The 17565-nt window shown below is 41.2% G+C and carries 13 protein-coding genes; 10 read left to right on the top strand and 3 right to left on the bottom strand.

The genetic code is table 11. The annotated features are described in order from the left end of the window. Positions 1-5 precede the first annotated feature (5 nt). Positions 6-2684 carry a DUF748 domain-containing protein gene (locus B6K83_RS08960; protein WP_085284594.1) on the top strand — a complete coding sequence of 893 codons (2679 nt, stop codon included), beginning with the start codon at positions 6-8 and terminating at the stop codon, positions 2682-2684. Between the two features lie 113 nt (positions 2685-2797). Here the strand turns inward: B6K83_RS08960 and B6K83_RS08955 are convergent, their stop codons facing one another. Then, positions 2798-5407 (bottom strand): EAL domain-containing protein, encoded by a 2610-nt coding sequence (locus tag B6K83_RS08955; RefSeq protein WP_092251269.1) that lies wholly within the window; start codon positions 5405-5407, stop codon positions 2798-2800. Positions 5408-5926: 519 nt separating this feature from the next. Between B6K83_RS08955 and B6K83_RS08950 the strand changes: the two genes are divergently transcribed. After that, complete coding sequence (locus B6K83_RS08950; RefSeq protein WP_085284592.1) at positions 5927-6409, top strand: low molecular weight protein-tyrosine-phosphatase; 483 nt, start codon at positions 5927-5929, stop codon at positions 6407-6409. A 124-nt stretch (positions 6410-6533) separates the two neighbouring features. On the opposite strand, the gene rne is transcribed toward B6K83_RS08950, so the two are convergent. Beyond that, positions 6534-9617 (bottom strand): ribonuclease E, encoded by a 3084-nt coding sequence (gene rne, locus B6K83_RS08945; RefSeq protein ID WP_085284684.1) that lies wholly within the window; start codon positions 9615-9617, stop codon positions 6534-6536. Between the two features lie 648 nt (positions 9618-10265). Here rne and rluC point away from each other — a divergent pair. Beyond that, complete coding sequence (gene rluC, locus B6K83_RS08940; RefSeq protein ID WP_085284683.1) at positions 10266-11228, top strand: 23S rRNA pseudouridine(955/2504/2580) synthase RluC; 963 nt, start codon at positions 10266-10268, stop codon at positions 11226-11228. A 202-nt stretch (positions 11229-11430) separates the two neighbouring features. Here the strand turns inward: rluC and B6K83_RS08935 are convergent, their stop codons facing one another. Then, positions 11431-12018 (bottom strand): Maf family protein, encoded by a 588-nt coding sequence (locus B6K83_RS08935; RefSeq protein ID WP_085284591.1) that lies wholly within the window; start codon positions 12016-12018, stop codon positions 11431-11433. Between the two features lie 119 nt (positions 12019-12137). Between B6K83_RS08935 and yceD the strand changes: the two genes are divergently transcribed. The 7 genes from yceD (at position 12138) to fabF (ending at position 17459) form a co-directional block, all read left to right on the top strand. Continuing rightward, positions 12138-12650, top strand: coding sequence for a 23S rRNA accumulation protein YceD (gene yceD / locus B6K83_RS08930; protein ID WP_085284682.1), 513 nt, complete (start codon positions 12138-12140; stop codon positions 12648-12650). A 36-nt stretch (positions 12651-12686) separates the two neighbouring features. Beyond that, positions 12687-12857 (top strand): 50S ribosomal protein L32, encoded by a 171-nt coding sequence (rpmF, locus tag B6K83_RS08925; protein WP_085284590.1) that lies wholly within the window; start codon positions 12687-12689, stop codon positions 12855-12857. Positions 12858-12866: 9 nt separating this feature from the next. Further along, the gene (plsX, locus tag B6K83_RS08920) at positions 12867-13901 is read left to right on the top strand and encodes a phosphate acyltransferase PlsX (protein WP_085284589.1); all 1035 of its coding nucleotides are present in this window, start codon (positions 12867-12869) and stop codon (positions 13899-13901) included. A gap of 91 nt (positions 13902-13992) precedes the next feature. After that, the gene (gene fabD, locus B6K83_RS08915; RefSeq protein ID WP_085284588.1) at positions 13993-14928 is read left to right on the top strand and encodes an ACP S-malonyltransferase; all 936 of its coding nucleotides are present in this window, start codon (positions 13993-13995) and stop codon (positions 14926-14928) included. A 7-nt stretch (positions 14929-14935) separates the two neighbouring features. Beyond that, positions 14936-15670 carry a 3-oxoacyl-ACP reductase FabG gene (gene fabG, locus B6K83_RS08910; protein WP_085284587.1) on the top strand — a complete coding sequence of 245 codons (735 nt, stop codon included), beginning with the start codon at positions 14936-14938 and terminating at the stop codon, positions 15668-15670. 164 nt (positions 15671-15834) lie between these two features. Further along, the gene (acpP, locus tag B6K83_RS08905; protein ID WP_077286054.1) at positions 15835-16068 is read left to right on the top strand and encodes an acyl carrier protein; all 234 of its coding nucleotides are present in this window, start codon (positions 15835-15837) and stop codon (positions 16066-16068) included. 158 nt (positions 16069-16226) lie between these two features. Beyond that, the gene (fabF, locus tag B6K83_RS08900; RefSeq protein WP_085284586.1) at positions 16227-17459 is read left to right on the top strand and encodes a beta-ketoacyl-ACP synthase II; all 1233 of its coding nucleotides are present in this window, start codon (positions 16227-16229) and stop codon (positions 17457-17459) included. The last annotated feature ends 106 nt before the right edge of the window (positions 17460-17565 follow it).

Here is a 17565-nt window from a genome sequence, read left to right as displayed (position 1 = left end):
CCTGTATGGCGCGTTACTTCAAACGCTTGACTCAAATCGTTATTATCACCTTTATTAGCCTGTATTGCCTTATTTGGTTGTTTTCTCCGCTTGTGCTGCGCTTTGCTATTAATCATTACGGCTTACCTCAACCGTTACAGCTTACAGCAGAATCCAGTATTCGTTATAACCCATTTACCGCACATTTAACCATCCGTGATTTAGAGATGCGCTTAAACGCGCAACAAAGCGCTTTAAAAATACCTCGACTTAACGCAGAAATCAGCTTACACCAGCTGCTTTTTGATAAGATTTATATTTCGACCTTCAAGCTTGATGGTTTGTATCTTCCTATTACGTTAAATGATACCTCTTTTACCCTCGCCGGTTTTGAACTCAATGATGAGCGTATTGATAAATCTACAACAGACGAACAACCTGCAGCAGAAGCTCATGATTTTCCTTATCAAGTTATTATCCCTAAATTTACCTTAACTAACGCCACGATTGCGCTAAACCACTTTAATCGGCAGCACCTTGTCGAATTAACGTCATTGTCTTTAGCCAATATTTTGCTTGCTCAAGATGAGCAAGAAGTGCAACTAACACTGCAAAGCGAGTTTAATGGTGCGCCATTTAACGTTGCAATCAAGGGGCAATTATTACATCAACAGGGCAATGTTAATATTGGCTTACACGGCAAAGGTATTGACCTCAGTGCTGCACAAAACTTATTGCCAGCATCAACGCAGGCGTTGGCAGGCAAGCTAAGTTATACTGGCGATTTGCACCTTGAAATTGATGATGGAACAACCAGGGTTAAAAGTGATGCGTTTTGGTTTGCGCTTGATGAACTTAACTTCGCTGAGTCTGCTATTAGCACCAAGGTAGAAAAGCAAAAACTTAATTTACACGACTTAGTCATCACATTAGATGGCGATAATAACTTAGATGTTAATGCCCAACTCGTGTACGAGCTTACTAATGCGCATATAAAAACCAGCGCTAGCCCTGCTTTAACTGCAGCGGTAAACAAACTGAACTATGCCAGCGATTTGACCTTGCAAGCTCATGCAGCGCAAACTCAAGTTAATATTAAAACCGCATTATTAACGATTGCAGATTTGCAAGCGCAGCAGAATCGTATTGCATTTGAGGCTCAGCAACAACGCTTACAAGCGCATAATTTAGTCGTTAATTTAGACGCTGAACAAGCCATGAGTGTAAATGCTTTATTAGATTATCAACTCACGGGTGTGTTTGCGAAAAACACCGATACTAACGATTTGTTAGCTGAAGTTGGGTCTGCGGTTGCTAAAAGCGTGGCGCTTAGCTTTCATGACAATATAACGCAGTTAAAGCTAGATAAAGTCGTTGTGACTGAAAGTCAATTTTCAAAACACAACCAAGCGAATATGCCAGCCCTAGCCTCCTTTACACAACTACAGCTTGCCGGTATTGAGTATTCTCCAGACGTGGTGGCAGTAAATGATATAAAACTGTCGGGCCTAACGGCTAACGTGTTATTAGCGAAAGACAAACGTTTGGCAACACTCGTTAGCCTGAGCGACTCAGCGGCGAGTTCAACTGATGCACTAGCGAATAATAACAGCAAGACGCCGATACAAGCGCAAGCACCAGAGCAGGCAATAGCAGCGAAGCCGAAATCACATTCGTTGAAATATCAATTAGGGCAGTTTTCTTTACAAGATACCGCTAATATTACCTTTAAAGATGATAGTGTAACGCCAAGTTATCAACGAGATGTTGCCATTAAGCAATTGCACTTATCAACACTTGATAGCAGCAAGCCCGCGCAAAAGGTGTTACTGACAATGCAGGGTAGTAGCGATAAATATTCGAGTTTTTATTTTAAAGGTACGGGTTTTCCGTTTGCAACACAGCCAAGCTTTACCCTTGACGGGGAAGTAAAGGAGCTGAGTTTACCGGCAATATCGAGCTACATTAAGCAGGCCTTAAAGTATGAAATAGAAAGCGGCCAATTGGATCTTAAGCTTGCTGCAGGTTTAGATGGGCAACAATTAAGTGGAGAACTTGATCTACTGCTACGAGGAGTAGAAATGATTGCCGCTAACGATTATGAAATGAGTTTAGCGAAAGATACGAGCAGTGTACCGTTTAATGTCGCACTAGGGATGCTTAAAGACAGTGACGGTAACGTGGCATTATCATTACCACTCAAAGGCGATATTAGCTCGCCGTCTTTTGGTTTTTCTGGATTTTTAACTTTATTAGTAAAACAAGCTACTATGTCTGCTGCTAAAGACTACTTACTTACCACATTCGTACCCTATGCCAGTGTCTTAAAAGTTGCAATGGCCGCCGGAGAGTATGCATTGAAATTACGAATCAATGACTTGCATTATGCGCCTGGCGAAACCGAGCTTACGCCAGAGCAGATAGAGTTTAGTCGTCAAATGTCAGTGATGTTGGCAGAGCGTGGGGCCATTAATGTCAAACTATGTCCCATTGCCACTAGCAGTGACCTTGAGTTGGTCGAGCAAGAAAAAGCCAATAGCACTGAGCACATTACGCGTTTAATGGCACTTGCGCAGCAAAGAGTAGACCTTTTTAAAGCGTATATGGTTGAGCAGCTAAACGTACCTTCAGCACGACTATTATTTTGTACGCCGCAAATTGATAGTAAAAAAGGGGCAACGCCAAGAATAAAGTTTGTAATCTAAGCTTTGCTCTATTGGTTTAGCCCCGCAATAGCTGGCTATTGAAGATGAATAACACTATTTCGATGTTAACGAGTGATTCGATCAAAGCGCGTTATGAGCCGATAAGGTGTTATTTATTTCTCTGCCGGTAAAAACTCACCTTCTAAGCTTGCCGGTATTTGGCCATTAGATAGCTTGTTTAACCAAGTTAAGTAGTCGTCAAAAGACATAGGCTTAGCATAATAATAACCTTGGCCAATATCGCAGCCGAAGCTGCGTAATGTTTGTTCATCTAAACTACTATTAATGCCTTCTGCGACCACTTCGAGCCCCAAACCTTTGGCCATTTTTACCGTCGTCTCAGCGATAACTTTACGCTTATGATCGCGACATACATGTTCAACAAATTCGCGGTCAATTTTTAACTCTTGGCAGGGCAATTGCGTGACTTTTGACATCAAATCACAGCCCCCGGCAAAATCGTCAATACTGACGGTGATACCAATGTCGACCAGTTTATTAATGGTTTGCATTGCGAAATTATTATGGCCGAAAGACATTAGATCTGATAGTTCAAAAATAATTTTTTCTGCTTTAATGCCGCTGTGTTTAATTATTTCACTGATATTGTCGACAAAATCAGCTTGGATAAGATCCTTACTACTGATGTTTATGGATACCATATGATTTAAGCCGGTTTTTTCACTAAGGCTTGCTTGTTGAGCAAGTGCCGTTTCGATGATCCATAAGCTTAACGTCGGCATTAGCCCTAAATCTTCGGCAAGGGCGATAAAGGTTGCTGGTGCGATAGTACCTAGTGTTGGGTGATGCCAACGAATTAGACACTCACTACTGCACACTTTATTGGTTTTTAAGTCCACTTGTGGCTGATGAAATAATTCAAAATCTTTTTGAATGATGGCCTGCTGGAGCGCAATAGCAAGCTCCATTGAAGAATGATTTTGCTGCTGAGCTTTTGGTAAATAGTTAGCCCACTTAGTTAGGCTCGACTCAGCGTTTGTTGCAGCAATGATCGCATGATTGATTAATTGTGTGCTAGAGCTGCCATGCTCAGGAAAATGCGCTACGCCGATATAAGCAGATAATGGCAGTTTAAGGGCGTCAATTGCAAATGCCTCCGTGGTGGCTTGTTGGATGGAATTAATGAGCATAACAAGGTCATCGCTACTTTCCATGTTATTTATAACAAGCGCAAAACTGCCATTGTCGATATAACATAGTTTTTCTTGGTTATCTGTGATGGTCAGGACGGCATCATTAAACCGAAATAAAAGTGACAATTTGTGAAATAAATGTTGAAAAAATTTAATACGAGTTTGCTCGTCGATATGCTGCTCAATACTTTGCAACTGTTCTGGCCTAATGACCAACAGACTAAAACTAGTGATGCTCTTTGCTATCATTTGAGTAACTTTATGTTCTAAATTTGTTTGTCTTGGTAGCTGGTAACTTTGATGGTAGGCAATCATACTGAGTTTGCTTTGCTCATGTCGACGAATACGCTCAGCTAACGCAAAAGCCATAAAAGTTACTTCTATCATGATGGCAAAAAGTAGTGCGTTTGCCGTTAAAAAGCTATATTCAAGCAGATTCAGCAGAACTAAAGGTTGAACGGTAGCGCCGATCAAAAATGGCACCCAAGATAAAAAATAAAAACGTGCCCAAGCAAAGTCTCGGTTTATACGATAAAAAACCAACAGTAGCGCAATGATAAAAAATAAAGGTTGTAATACAAAAAATAGCTTGGCTTGTGCGATTTGCTCAAGTGTAAGTGAATATAAAGCGAAGATAGCTAAAAGGCCGGCAAAGCCTATCGCATACTTATAAGCCCAGTGTTTAATGCGCTCATAGCGTAAAAAGTAGATAGTGAACAGCAGCAGAAAAATAATCACGAGAAAATGAATAAAAATTAGATGCTGATTAAGCGTTTGCATCAGTGGCGTGGGAAAGAGAAAATAACCATATCCCTTTAATGATGAAACTAAAGCAAAAACAGATAATAAATAGCCAATATAGAATAAGTAGACTTTATCTTTACCTGCAGAAAATAACACTAAGTTGTATATCGCCATTATCATTAAAATACCAATAAAAGCGCCATAAACTAACTGTGAAAGTAATAATCTTTGTTGAAAGTCTTGTGGCGTGAATAACAGCAGTGGAATATTAGGTGGCCCCGAGGCCTTTAGCTGAATCAGGTACTCACTATGACCGAACTGATTTAACGTTAATAATGCAGCAGGATAAACATTTTGGCTAAGTTCTTGAGTGTTATCACCTTGATGATAAATTTTTGTAGCCGGTGTCAGTGGCTTGAGCTCGAAAACGGTAAAGGTATCAAGCAGACTATGTTCAGCCATTAATATGAGTTGCTGATGGTGCTTGTGAGTTATTGGCTCAGGTTGATTGTCTATACGGCTAAGGGGTTTAGCGACAGGGTAGTGCAGAGAAAGCTTTATCCAGTAGCTTTGTTTCGCTAAGGTATAAGGGATGTTATTTAACTCACTCGCAATAAAACTTTCTTCATTTAAGAGTTTTTCTACTGTGATGGTGTTGTTTTTATCTATGTAGTAGCTAGCTTTGATAACCATATCGCTGTTGAGTTCAGTGATATTTTTTTGGTCTATATCATTAATTAGACTTGAAAAGCTGATAATAATAGCTGCTAAAATCATGCTAATTAAAGCACTAGCAAACCATGTACTAAATTTAGAAAGTCTCAAAAGTCAATGCTCATAAAAGTTAAAAAATATAAAGGCCTAAGCCGGATTATTGCGCTTAACTAGGTTTGCCGTTATCAAGGTTAATAAAATAATATAACTTTTGCGCTAGCGTATGACTTACGAAGACTCGCGCGCTTGTTATTATTGTTACTACGGCTTGGTTATTCATTTTATTTACTGAGTTAATGTAACAAAATTATTGTCTTAACGCATAGTTTTCCTTAACTATTAGCAGCCGTTACGCTTGCCAACAACGAAAATAAAGCGGGTAATAAGCCAAGGTTAGAGTCTTGGCTCACCATAGTGGCGAGTTGTATGAATAACTCTTTAGCGGCACCAATTGTGAATCGCAATATAATAATTAATTAAAGAGTTTAAATATTCGACTTTATTTGTAATTATGTTCACTACAATATGTAAAATACTTATTAATGCCAATAAAGAGCAGCTGAAAATAGCCTGTTATCATGTAGTTTTCGACTTTTATTTTAGCCTGTTTTTAGACAAGGAGCCTTTTCAGTGAATGATGTTAAGCCATTAAAAGATGTAACGTCGATTTTATTCGTTTGTATGGGCAACATATGCCGCTCGCCAACGGCAGAAGCCGTTTTTAGGACTCAGGCAAAAGCACTACCCCTTACCATTGATTCGGCAGGCACGTTAGGATCGCATGCACGAGAAAAGCCAGATCATAGAGCGCAAAAAGCGGGTCTGGCACGAGGCTATAATTTTGATAAAATCAAAGCGCGCAAAGTTACCGTACAAGATTTTGAAAAGTTTGATTTAATTTTGGCAATGGATCAGCAAAATATCAAAGATTTATTGAAAGTGGCACCACAAGAGTTTCAGTATAAAATACAGTTATTTTTAGATTATGCCGACAATTTTCAAGAAAGCGAAGTACCTGATCCGTATTATGGTGGTGCCAAGGGCTTTCAACTTGTGCTCGATTTAATTGAGGATGCAAGCGCAGGTTTAATTAAACGTTTAACAACAACTTAGTTTATTGTTGTTCTTTAGTCGATAAGTTAAACCGGCATAAGTGCAAAACAGAAAAAACGCCAATTGCTAAGCAATTGGCGTTTTTGTTGTTCGTGCTTTTATCAACAAGTCTTATGGTTAACGTTTAATTAAGACTAGGATTTGTTGGCCCTGCCGAATGTCGACTTGTTGCATCGCTAACTAATGCTGATTTACCTGACTTGCTATGTGTCGCTCGCTGCTCGCTGGCAACAAAGTCGCGTGGAATTACGCCGTGACTAACAATAGTTTCTGGCTTTGTCATAGGTGCTGATGCTTTGCCTGCTGGCTTACTGGCGGCAGCTTTGACTTTACGCTTAATGTTTTTAACTTTAGCGCGCACCTTTTTAGGCTTGTCTTCTTGTTTTGTCGCCGTTTCTTCATTAGCAACTAAGTCAGGTGCCGTGTTGTCGCTGTTACTGTTGTTAGTGTTAGCTGCTACAGTGTCTTGCGACTGAGCATTTGTCTTAGTAGTGCTATTAGCATCAGTTGTAACAGGCTGCGTTTTTTCCGCCTTTATGGCTTCTTTTGCTGGCACTGCATCCGCGTTCGCAACTGGCTCGACATTTGCGCCTGTATCTGCTTTTGCATCTGTTTGTACTTTCGATTCTAATTCACTGGTGTTAGGCGTTGCAGGGGTTACTTGTACTTCAACATTAGTCGCTGCAGTTGGCGTATCGTCAAAGGGTAAATCCTGCTGAACTTCCTGACTCGTTTGGGCTACCGTATTCGCGTCTTGCTGAAGCTCAGAATTTGCATCGTCAACTTGGGCTGGCTCTGCACTGACTTTGCTTTGTGTTTTTGCTTCCTCATCAGTACTCTTTGACACACTTGTTTGCTTAACGGTGTCCGTTGCTACGCTATCGAGGTTTTGTTCAGGGTAGCGTGCCGTTACCGGATCTTCAGTAATTTCACTGTTGTTTTCCGATGTTTCTGCGTTTTGTCTGCGACGCTGCCCATGTGCACGCATATGGCGAGGAGAGCGACGACTTCTCGGGCGTTGCTCCTCTTTGCTGACGTTAACTGCTGGTTCTGTTGCCTTATTGTCAGCACTCGTTACATTCTCAACTGCGCTTGCTTGCGGTTGCTTAACTTCACTTTGCGCTTTATCAGCTATTTTAGCGACTTCTGGCGTAGTGGTTTGTTTGTTTTTATCATCAGCAGTGGCCGGCTGTTGATTAGCTGTAACACGTACTTTTTTGCGGTTACTACGACGTTGACGACGCTCTGCAACCTTTTCTTCTTTCGGCTTTTGTACCCTTTCTTTTTGCGGCTTGTTAGTACTGGGTTTATTTTGCTTATTTGCCTTATTGTCGCTGTTGTCTTGTGACTTGCGCTTGTCATGACGGCTATTGTCATTACGCGAATCACTGCGAGTATCATTTTTGTTGTTGCGGCGTTGACTTTGGCGCTTACGTTGTGGTCGACGCTCTTGATTTGTCGGCTTGTTTTCCTGTGGCGGTTGCGGCTCAGCTTTAACTTCGTCAGTGCTTACAAGTGACTTCAACCAAGACAGAATGCTACTAACCATGCCTTTTGACTCAACGGCTGTTGTTTTGGCTTTTTGCGTTTTTTCAGACGGTTGCTTATTTTCTTTTTTAGGGGCAGACATTCCCTGTAATAAAGGCTCTACACGTTTATTAGCTTCTTTGTCGAATTTAGGCATAACGGCTTCTTCAGGCGCATTTTGCTTAAATTCAACTTCATAGCTTGCTTCTTCAGTGCTTTCATCTTTCTTTATTCGAACCACTTCATATTGTGGTGTCACCATGTTGGGGTTAGGAATGATGAGAATGTTGACACTGTGGTGTTTTTCAATATGAAATACAGAACGGCGCTTTTCATTTAGCAAGTATGTAGCAACAGGCACTGGCACTTGCGCTTGTACTTGTTGGGTATTGTCTTTAATGGCTTCTTCTTCCATCAAGCGCAAGACTGACAGTGCTAACGACTCTACGCCCCTGACATGGCCGGTACCGTTACAACGTGGACATACCCCTTGACTTGTTTCGCCAATTGAAGGGCGTAAACGCTGACGGGACATTTCGAGTAGGCCAAAGCGTGAAATGCGACCTAATTGAATACGTGCTCTGTCTTGCTTTACAGCATCACGCATTCTATTTTCAACTTCACGTTGATGGCGAGCAGGAGTCATATCGATGAAGTCGATCACCACTAAGCCACCTAAGTCGCGCAAGCGTAATTGACGGGCAATTTCTTCTGCTGCTTCTAAATTGGTATTAAATGCGGTTTCTTCGATATCGCTGCCTTTTGTTGCGCGGGCAGAGTTAATATCGATTGATGTCATTGCCTCTGTTGGGTCTATGACAATAGAGCCTCCAGAAGGTAAGCGCACTTCACGTTGGAATGCGGTTTCTATTTGCGATTCAATTTGATAATGAGTAAAAAGGGGAACATCGTTTGTGTAAAGCTTCACTTTACTTAAAAAATCTGGGCGGACAACTTCAATGTGCTTTTTCACACTTTCGAATATTTTTGGTCGATCGATTAATACTTCACCGATGTCACGACGCAAATAGTCACGAATAGCTCGTAAGATAACATTAGTTTCTTGGTGGATTAAGAATGGTGCAGGGCGGCTTGCTGCAGCTTCTGAAATCGCGTTCCAATGATGCAAAAGTACATTTAAATCCCAATCAAGTTCTTCAAACTCTTTGCCTACACCTGCGGTGCGAACAATTAAACCCATGCCTTTAGGCAGTTTAAGTTTACTTAATGAGGCTTTTAAATCAGTCCGCTCATCACCTTCAATACGGCGAGAAATACCACCAGCACGAGGGTTGTTTGGCATGAGAACTAAATAGCTACCGGCAAGACTAATAAAGGTAGTTAACGCGGCGCCTTTTTGGCCACGTTCTTCTTTATCAATTTGCACAATGACTTCTTGGCCTTCGTGCAAAACTTCTTTGATATTTGGCCGACCTTGGAAACTATAGCCTTTAGGGAAGTATTCGCGTGCAATCTCTTTCATGGGTAAGAAACCATGACGATCGGCACCATAATCAACGAATGCCGCTTCTAGCGACGGTTCGATACGGGTGATTTTAGCTTTATAAATGTTTGATTTTTTTTGTTCGTGACCAGGGCTTTCGATATCTAAATCATAAAGTTGTTGACCATCAACAAGCGCTACACGCAATTCTTCTGACTGTGTAGCATTAATTAACATACGTTTCATAGTTTGTGTGACTCTTTTATAGTCACAGCCCACCATTGCTTAGCGCACAAAGCAATCTATCGCTATGGTAACAGCAGCTTGTCAGCCTCACGGGTGTCAATCTTACTACGCCATACTACGCAGTAAGCTGTTAAAATTTCCGAATTGTCTTAATAACTGCGCTAGTTTAAAGCGCAGCGAATTTGATTCTTTATGTGCTCAGCCTGTGTGCTGTGCGTAACAGAAAGTACAGTGCATCGTTAGTTTTAGTGCGATATTTTTATCGTATTTTCTAATGGCTTAACGATTGAAAATGTGACTTACTTTTCTGTTTAATTATATAATCGCTTTTTCACGCGGGACTAAATGTTTATGCGCGCTTGATTGACAAGTTACACGCGTCAATATCGCAATAGGCCTTACTTTCAATATTTCGACAATGATGTTAGATAAAACTGCCTAATATTAATGTGGCCGCATTTCGCCTCTTACGTCTCGTTTAAAGCATCCTTTTTACTCATTACAGTTAAATTGTAACGGTAACCAGATTATTATCACACTTTATTTCTAGATTAGCCAACAAAATCCTCGTTTTAATTGCCAGTATAGTGAAAAAAATATGTTAAACTGCGGTCAATGATAGTTGTTAATAAAGTTCCTATGACTGATACCGAAAAGCCACAAGTTAGATTTATAAAGGTTGACAGCGAAGATGCTGGTCAACGTATTGATAACTTTTTAATGAAAACGTTAAAAGGTGTACCGAAAAGTATGTTATATCGATTGTTGCGCAAGGGTGAAATTCGCGTTAACAAAAAGCGAACTAAGCCAGAGTATAAGTTACAAAATGAAGATCTTATTCGTGTGGCACCGATTCGGGTGTCGGAAAATACGAATGTGGTTTCAACTCAGCTGAATGTAGTGGCTAACTTAGAACAACAAATATTATTTGAAGATGACCGACTTATCGTTATTAACAAACCCTCTGGCATGGCAGTGCATGGCGGAAGTGGATTAAGTTTTGGCTTAATCGAGGCATTAAGAGCCTTGCGCCCCGACGCTCGCATGTTAGAGCTAGTGCACCGCCTTGATCGAGATACCTCTGGTTGCTTAGTAGTGGCGAAAAAACGTTCAGCGTTACGCCATTTGCATGAGCAGTTGCGTAATAAAACCGTACAAAAATATTATCATGCATTAGTTAAAGGACGCTGGTCGAGTAAGTTGACCCGAGTCACAGACGCATTAAAGAAAAATGACTTAAAGTCAGGTGAGCGTGTGGTGGTGGTGGATAACATTAATGGCAAAGCAGCAGAAACTCGCTATAAAGTGATTCAGCACTATAAAAATGCCAGCCTTGTTCGCGCGTTTCCCGTTACTGGGCGTACCCATCAAATTCGTGTTCATTGCCAAACCAAAGGCCATGCCATTGCCTGTGACGCCAAATATGGTCATGAAGATTTTGATCAGGAAATGAAGTCGCTAGGCCTAAAGCGCTTATTTTTACATGCCGCTAGCATAGAGTTTACGCATCCATTATCGGAACAACGGATAAAGGTTGAAGCGCCGTTGGAACCTTCACTCGAAAAACTTTTAAAAAAATTGACGAAAGCCACCGCGCATTAGTGATAAATGCGACGTTTAGTTGCCTAACATTCTGGCTTAAAAGCAGCGCTTTGTGGTCAGTTGTTCGTTTAACGCTTTCAGTAAAGTCAGGGCTGATACTCAATGTGACGCTGGCTTTAACTCTTCATTGCGAGCTTTAAAGATAAAACTCGCATTTATTTCCGTATAGATATATTTTTTAGCCTGTGAATATGGACCTAGCTTATTGTGCTGCTAAGACATCCACACCATGCAACTTTAACAGTGCAACCAATTTAATTAAGGGTAAGCCGATCAGGCTGTTGGGATCATCACCTTCAAGTTTTTTAAATAAGCAAATACCTAAGCCTTCACTTTTGAAGCTGCCAGCACAATTATAAGGTTGCTCGGCATGTAGATAGTTTTCTATATCGCTGCGTGAGAGCTCATTAAAGTGCACTAAAAAAGGTTCAATTAACGCTGTGGTATGATCTAAGCCACTATCATAAACACATAAGCCAGTATAAAAGGTTACGGTTTTGTTGCTGAATTTTTCCAGTTGTTTGACCGCGTTGTTAAAGTTGTGTGGCTTACCAAGTACTTCACCATCACACATGGCCACTTGATCTGAGCCTATAATAAGAGCGTCTGGATAAGCAGCAGCTACCGCCTTGGCTTTTTCAATTGCTAGTCGTTCGACGAGCTCAAGCGCTGATTCGCCGTCTAAGGGACTTTCATCTATATCAGGTTTGGCACACTCGAAGGGAATATTTAGTTTAGTTAAAATTTCTTTGCGAAACGGTGAGGTAGAACCTAAAACGAGTTTTTTCATTAATACTACTCAAAATATAAACAGTTAGCTGTTAATATATGGACTATCTTGAGTTTTTAAACAAATTTAGCTATTTTTCTTTTGACACTAGCCCACTGGCACTTTATTATGCGCGCCTTATGCAGAATCTTAAACTCCCGATAACGATAGACCCATCCAGAAGCGCACAACGAAAGTTAGTGTGTGAAGGATACTTTGAGGTATCTGGGATGAATAGATTGCTTGCTGTGTGTCAACCACAAAGCGAGCAAGTACAAGTTAACGCTAATTTTAGTGTGGATGAAGTGGGCTTAGTGGTCATCACGGGTCACTCATCGGCAACAGTTGCCTTAACTTGTCAGCGATGTACTGAGGAGTTCGAATTGGCATTAGAAGTAGACTTTACTTTTAGTCCGGTGAAAAACGCTGAAGCTGCAGCTGAGTTGCCGTCATATTATGACGCAATTGAATTAGATGAAAATGGTGAAGTTAATTTGCGAGAGTTAGTGGAAGATGAGTTTTTACTTGCGATTCCGTTAATTCCAAGGCATGCCATCAAAGATTGTCAGGCGCCGTCTGATAGTGTTTGGGGGGAGTTGCCTGAAGAGCTAGATAAACCGAATCCATTTGATGTATTGAAACAACTTAAGTAGTTAATTTTAGCTAATAACCGATTTTAGGAGTAGGCAATGGCAGTTCAAAAGAGCAAAAAGTCTCGTTCAAGACGTGGCATGCGCCGTTCACATGACGCAGTAACGACAACGCATTTATCAACAGATCCAGTATCTGGTGAAAGTCACCGTCGTCACCATGTAACAGCTGATGGCTTTTACAAAGGTGTTAAAGTAATCAATAAGTAATCTGTAGCGATTACCTTGATTAATCTAACCATAGCGTTAGATGTTATGGGGGGCGATCAAGGCCCCCTCGTAACACTTCCTGCGGCAATACTTGCGGTAGAGAATATCCCATATTTACAGCTCATCTTGTGTGGAGACGAGTCTGTTATCAAAACGCAGCTTTCACAGCAGCACGCTTTTCCCCATCCGAGAATATCTATCATGCCAACAACGCAAGTTGTTGAAATGGACGAAAAACCTATATTTGCGCTGCGCAATAAAAAGCAGTCATCAATGCGTAAAGCTTTAGATTTAGTGCAGCAAGGCAAAGCACAAGCTTGTGTCAGTGCAGGCAATACCGGCGCACTTTTTTCCATGGCGCACTTTGTTTTGAAAACCTTGCCTGGTGTTGAACGTCCTGCGTTAATTTCGGCTTTGCCCAGCAACGACCCCAAGCAGGATGTTTTTATGCTGGACTTAGGGGCCAATGTTTTTTGTGATTCCAGTGTCTTGTATCAGTTTGCTATTATGGGCTCTGTGATGGCGAAAGAAGTTAATGGCATCGACAACCCCAAGGTCGCGTTATTGAACATGGGCGAGGAAGATAACAAAGGCAGCGATCACATCAAGCAAGCCGCAAGTTATTTAGTCGCCAACGACGATATTAACTATATTGGCTTTATTGAAGGTAATGATATTTTTACTAATAAAGCTGATGTGATTGTTTGTGATGGTTTTGTTGGTAATGTTGCGCTAAAAACCTGTGAGGGTGTGGCAAGAATGGTGTATAAGCAACTACAAGAAATTATAAAAAAGAACTTAATCGCGCAAATAATGGGCAAACTATTGTCTAGACCACTAAAAAAACTCTTCAAACCTATGAACCCCGACCAGTATAACGGCGCAAGTTTGATAGGATTGCGCGGTATTGTAGTTAAAAGTCATGGTAACGCTAATGTTATGGCATTTTATGCGGCTATTTTAGAAGCGGTTACTGAGGTTGAGCGACAAGTACCAACTAAAATCAAAGATAAGCTTGAACAAGGTTTGTGCCAAAAGGCATAATATTTTGTCATCAAGTTTAACAATATAATAAATGTATTGCGAAGAGCGCGTTACATTATCACGGTAAAATTTCAAATAATTAGGTCTAGTAATGCAAAATAATTTAGCGTTTGTCTTCCCAGGTCAAGGTTCGCAATCTCTTGCTATGCTAGCAGATTTCGCTGATAACGAAGTGGTACAAAGTACCTTCTCTGAAGCTTCTGCGGCATTAGGTTATGACTTATGGCAATTGGTTCAACAAGGACCCGTAGAGCAGCTTAACCAAACCAATTATACACAACCGGCGCTGTTAACCGCGAGTGTGGCTATTTGGCGATTGTGGCATGCTTCATCATCAGTCAGCCCAGCACTATTAGCGGGTCATAGCTTAGGAGAATACTCAGCACTGGTGTGTGCTGGCGTGCTATCCTTATCTGATGCGGTGACGTTAGTTGAGAAGCGTGGTGAATTTATGCAAGCGTCGGTGCCAGAGGGTGTTGGCGCTATGGCCGCGGTTATAGGATTAGAAGATAAAGCAATAATAAGTGCCTGTGAAAAAGCCGCAAACGACGAGGTTGTATCTGCGGTTAACTTTAACTCGCCAGGGCAAGTAGTCATTGCCGGGCATAAAGCAGCCGTTGAGCGTGCAGGCGTATTATGTAAAGAAGCCGGCGCAAAACGTGTGCTGCCACTGCCTGTTAGTGTGCCGTCACATTGTGCGTTAATGAAAGATGCTGCAGATAAACTTGCACAAGCTTTCAATGCCGTGACCTTTAACACCCCTAATATTCCAGTGGTTAACAATGTCGATGTGGCGATTGAGTCATCGGTTACAGCGATTAAAACCGCATTAATTAAGCAACTATATAGTCCTGTTCGTTGGACTGAAACAATGCAGTATTTAGCACAGCAGGGCGTAGAACAAGTGATTGAGGCAGGGCCGGGTAAAGTATTGCAAGGTTTAATAAAACGCATTGATAAAACCATAAGTTGTCAATCGGTAAACGACAGTGCAACATTAACTAAAGCATTAGCATCAGTAGAGTAGAAATAATATGTTTTCATTAGACGGAAAAGTCATTTTAGTGACAGGCGCGAGTCGCGGCATTGGTAAAGCTATTGCCACGCAACTTAAGGCATTAGGTGGTAATGTGATTGGTACCGCAACATCTGAGCATGGTGCAGCAAACATCAGCGATTATTTAGGTGAAGGGCAAGGCTTAGTGCTTAATGTAACTGATGACGCTTCAATTAGTGCCTTGTTTGACACAATTAAAGAAAAACATGGAAGCGTTGACGTGTTAGTAAATAATGCTGGAATTACGCGCGACAATTTAATGATGCGAATGAAAGACGATGAATGGCACGACATAATAGATACCAACTTAACGTCAGTTTTCAAAATTAGCAAAGCCGTATTGCGTGCTATGATGAAAAAGCGTCAAGGGCGAATTATCAATATTGGCTCTGTTGTTGGTACTATGGGTAATTCTGGACAAGTCAATTACGCCACGGCGAAGTCAGGCTTAATTGGTTTTACTAAATCTTTAGCGCGTGAAGTTGCATCTCGAGGTATTACAGTGAACACGGTTTCGCCTGGTTTTATTGATACCGATATGACGCAAACATTGACGGATGAACAAAAAGAAGGCATTTTTGCACAGGTCCCTGCAAATCGTTTGGGTAAACCTGAAGAAATTGCCAGTGCTGTTGCCTTTTTAGCATCAGATTCAGCTGCCTATATTACTGGTGAAACACTGCACGTAAATGGCGGTATGTATATGGTTTAACATAAGTTTGCCTTTTGGCTACTTTATGTTAAATTTGAAGAAATTTTGCACTGTCAACAGGTTAGACCAGCGAAAAAGTAAAATTAGAAGCTTGCATGGTTGGCTATTGACGAATAAACTACACACAATTTTGAAAAATTGTATTTTCTAGTAAAGGAAAAAAAATGAGTACTATTGAAGAACGCGTTAAAAAAATTACTATTGAGCAACTTGGTGTAAGCGAAGACGAAGTTAAAGTTGAAGCTTCTTTTGTTGATGACTTAGGTGCTGACTCTTTAGACACTGTTGAATTAGTAATGGCGTTAGAAGAAGAATTTGATACTGAAATTCCAGATGAAGAAGCTGAGAAAATTACAACAGTTCAAGCCGCAATCGATTACGTTACTGCAAACCAGTAGTAGTAAACGAAGGTAATTGATTTCAGGCGGTATAATTACCGCCTGAATTGTTTTTATACCCTGATAATATTTGTAGCTGCTTTAACATACACTTATGTTTTTAGTTGTTATCGAAAAATACCTACTTTAATTCAATTCTATCGGAGGCAGCACATCTCATGAGACGCGTTGTAGTGACCGGTCTTGGCATACTTAGCCCATTAGGCAATTGTCCTGAATCTACTTGGCAAAACTTACTACTTGGTAAAAGTGGTATAACTGATATTACGCATTTTGATACCTCCGAGTATCCAACGCGTTTTGCAGGCTTAGTTAAAGACTTTAATGCAGAAGACTATATGGCTCGTAAAGATGCCAAAAAAATGGATTTATTTATTCAATATGGTGTAGCCGCAGGCCAGCAAGCAATCAAAGACTCTGGTTTAGAGATCACACCAGAGAACGCGCAACGCATAGGTGTCGCGGTTGGCTCGGGTATTGGTGGTTTAGGCTTGATAGAAGAAAATCATGCTAAGCTTTTAAAAAGTAGCCCGCGCAAATTGTCGCCGTTTTTTGTTCCTTCGACCATTATAAATATGATCTCTGGGCATTTATCAATAATGTTTGGCATGAAGGGTCCTAACATTTCCATTGTTACGGCCTGTACCAGTGGCGTACATAATATTGGTCACGCCGCGCGTATGATTGCCTATGGTGATGCCGATGCAATGGTGGCGGGTGGCGCTGAAAAAGCCTCGACAACACTTGGCATGGGGGGCTTTGGTGCAGCCCGTGCTATGTCTACACGAAACGACGCGCCGCAACAAGCATCGCGGCCATGGGATAAAGACCGTGATGGTTTTGTCTTAGGCGACGGTGCTGGCGTTGTGGTATTAGAAGAGTACGAACATGCGAAAGCCCGCGGTGCAAAAATATATGCTGAGTTAGCTGGTTTTGGCATGAGTGGTGATGCCTACCATATGACGTCACCTCCTGCAGATGGCGCAGGCGCTGCGTTAGCTATGCAAAATGCCATTAATGACGCGAAAGTTGATATTGCCAACATTGGTTACATTAATGCTCATGGTACTTCAACCCCAGCAGGCGATATTGCGGAAACTAATGCTGTTAAGTCGGTTTTTGGTGATCACGCATACCAATTAATGGTTGGCTCAACTAAGTCGATGACAGGTCATTTGCTTGGTGCTGCAGGCGCTGTAGAAGCTATCTTTAGCATTCAGGCTTTAGTTAATGGTGCTGTGCCTCCTACCATTAACTTAGATAACCCAGATGAAGGTTGTGACCTTGACTATATCGCTCATACTGCGCGCGACGCTGACTTAAATTACGCTTTATGTAATTCCTTTGGCTTTGGTGGTACTAACGGTTCTTTAATTTTTAAGAAAGTGTAAGCAGCAACTACGCCATACTGCTAAAGCAGTTAATTGCATATAAACATTAAAAGCACTTGCCCTCTAACGCTTAAGCCTGAATACTACTGCTAAGTATTCAGGCTTT

This window comes from Colwellia chukchiensis (assembly GCF_002104455.1).
GTDB lineage: Bacteria > Pseudomonadota > Gammaproteobacteria > Enterobacterales > Alteromonadaceae > Cognaticolwellia > Cognaticolwellia chukchiensis.
Note: the sequence above shows the minus strand (reverse complement) of the source record. Positions and strands in the feature narration are given on the sequence as shown.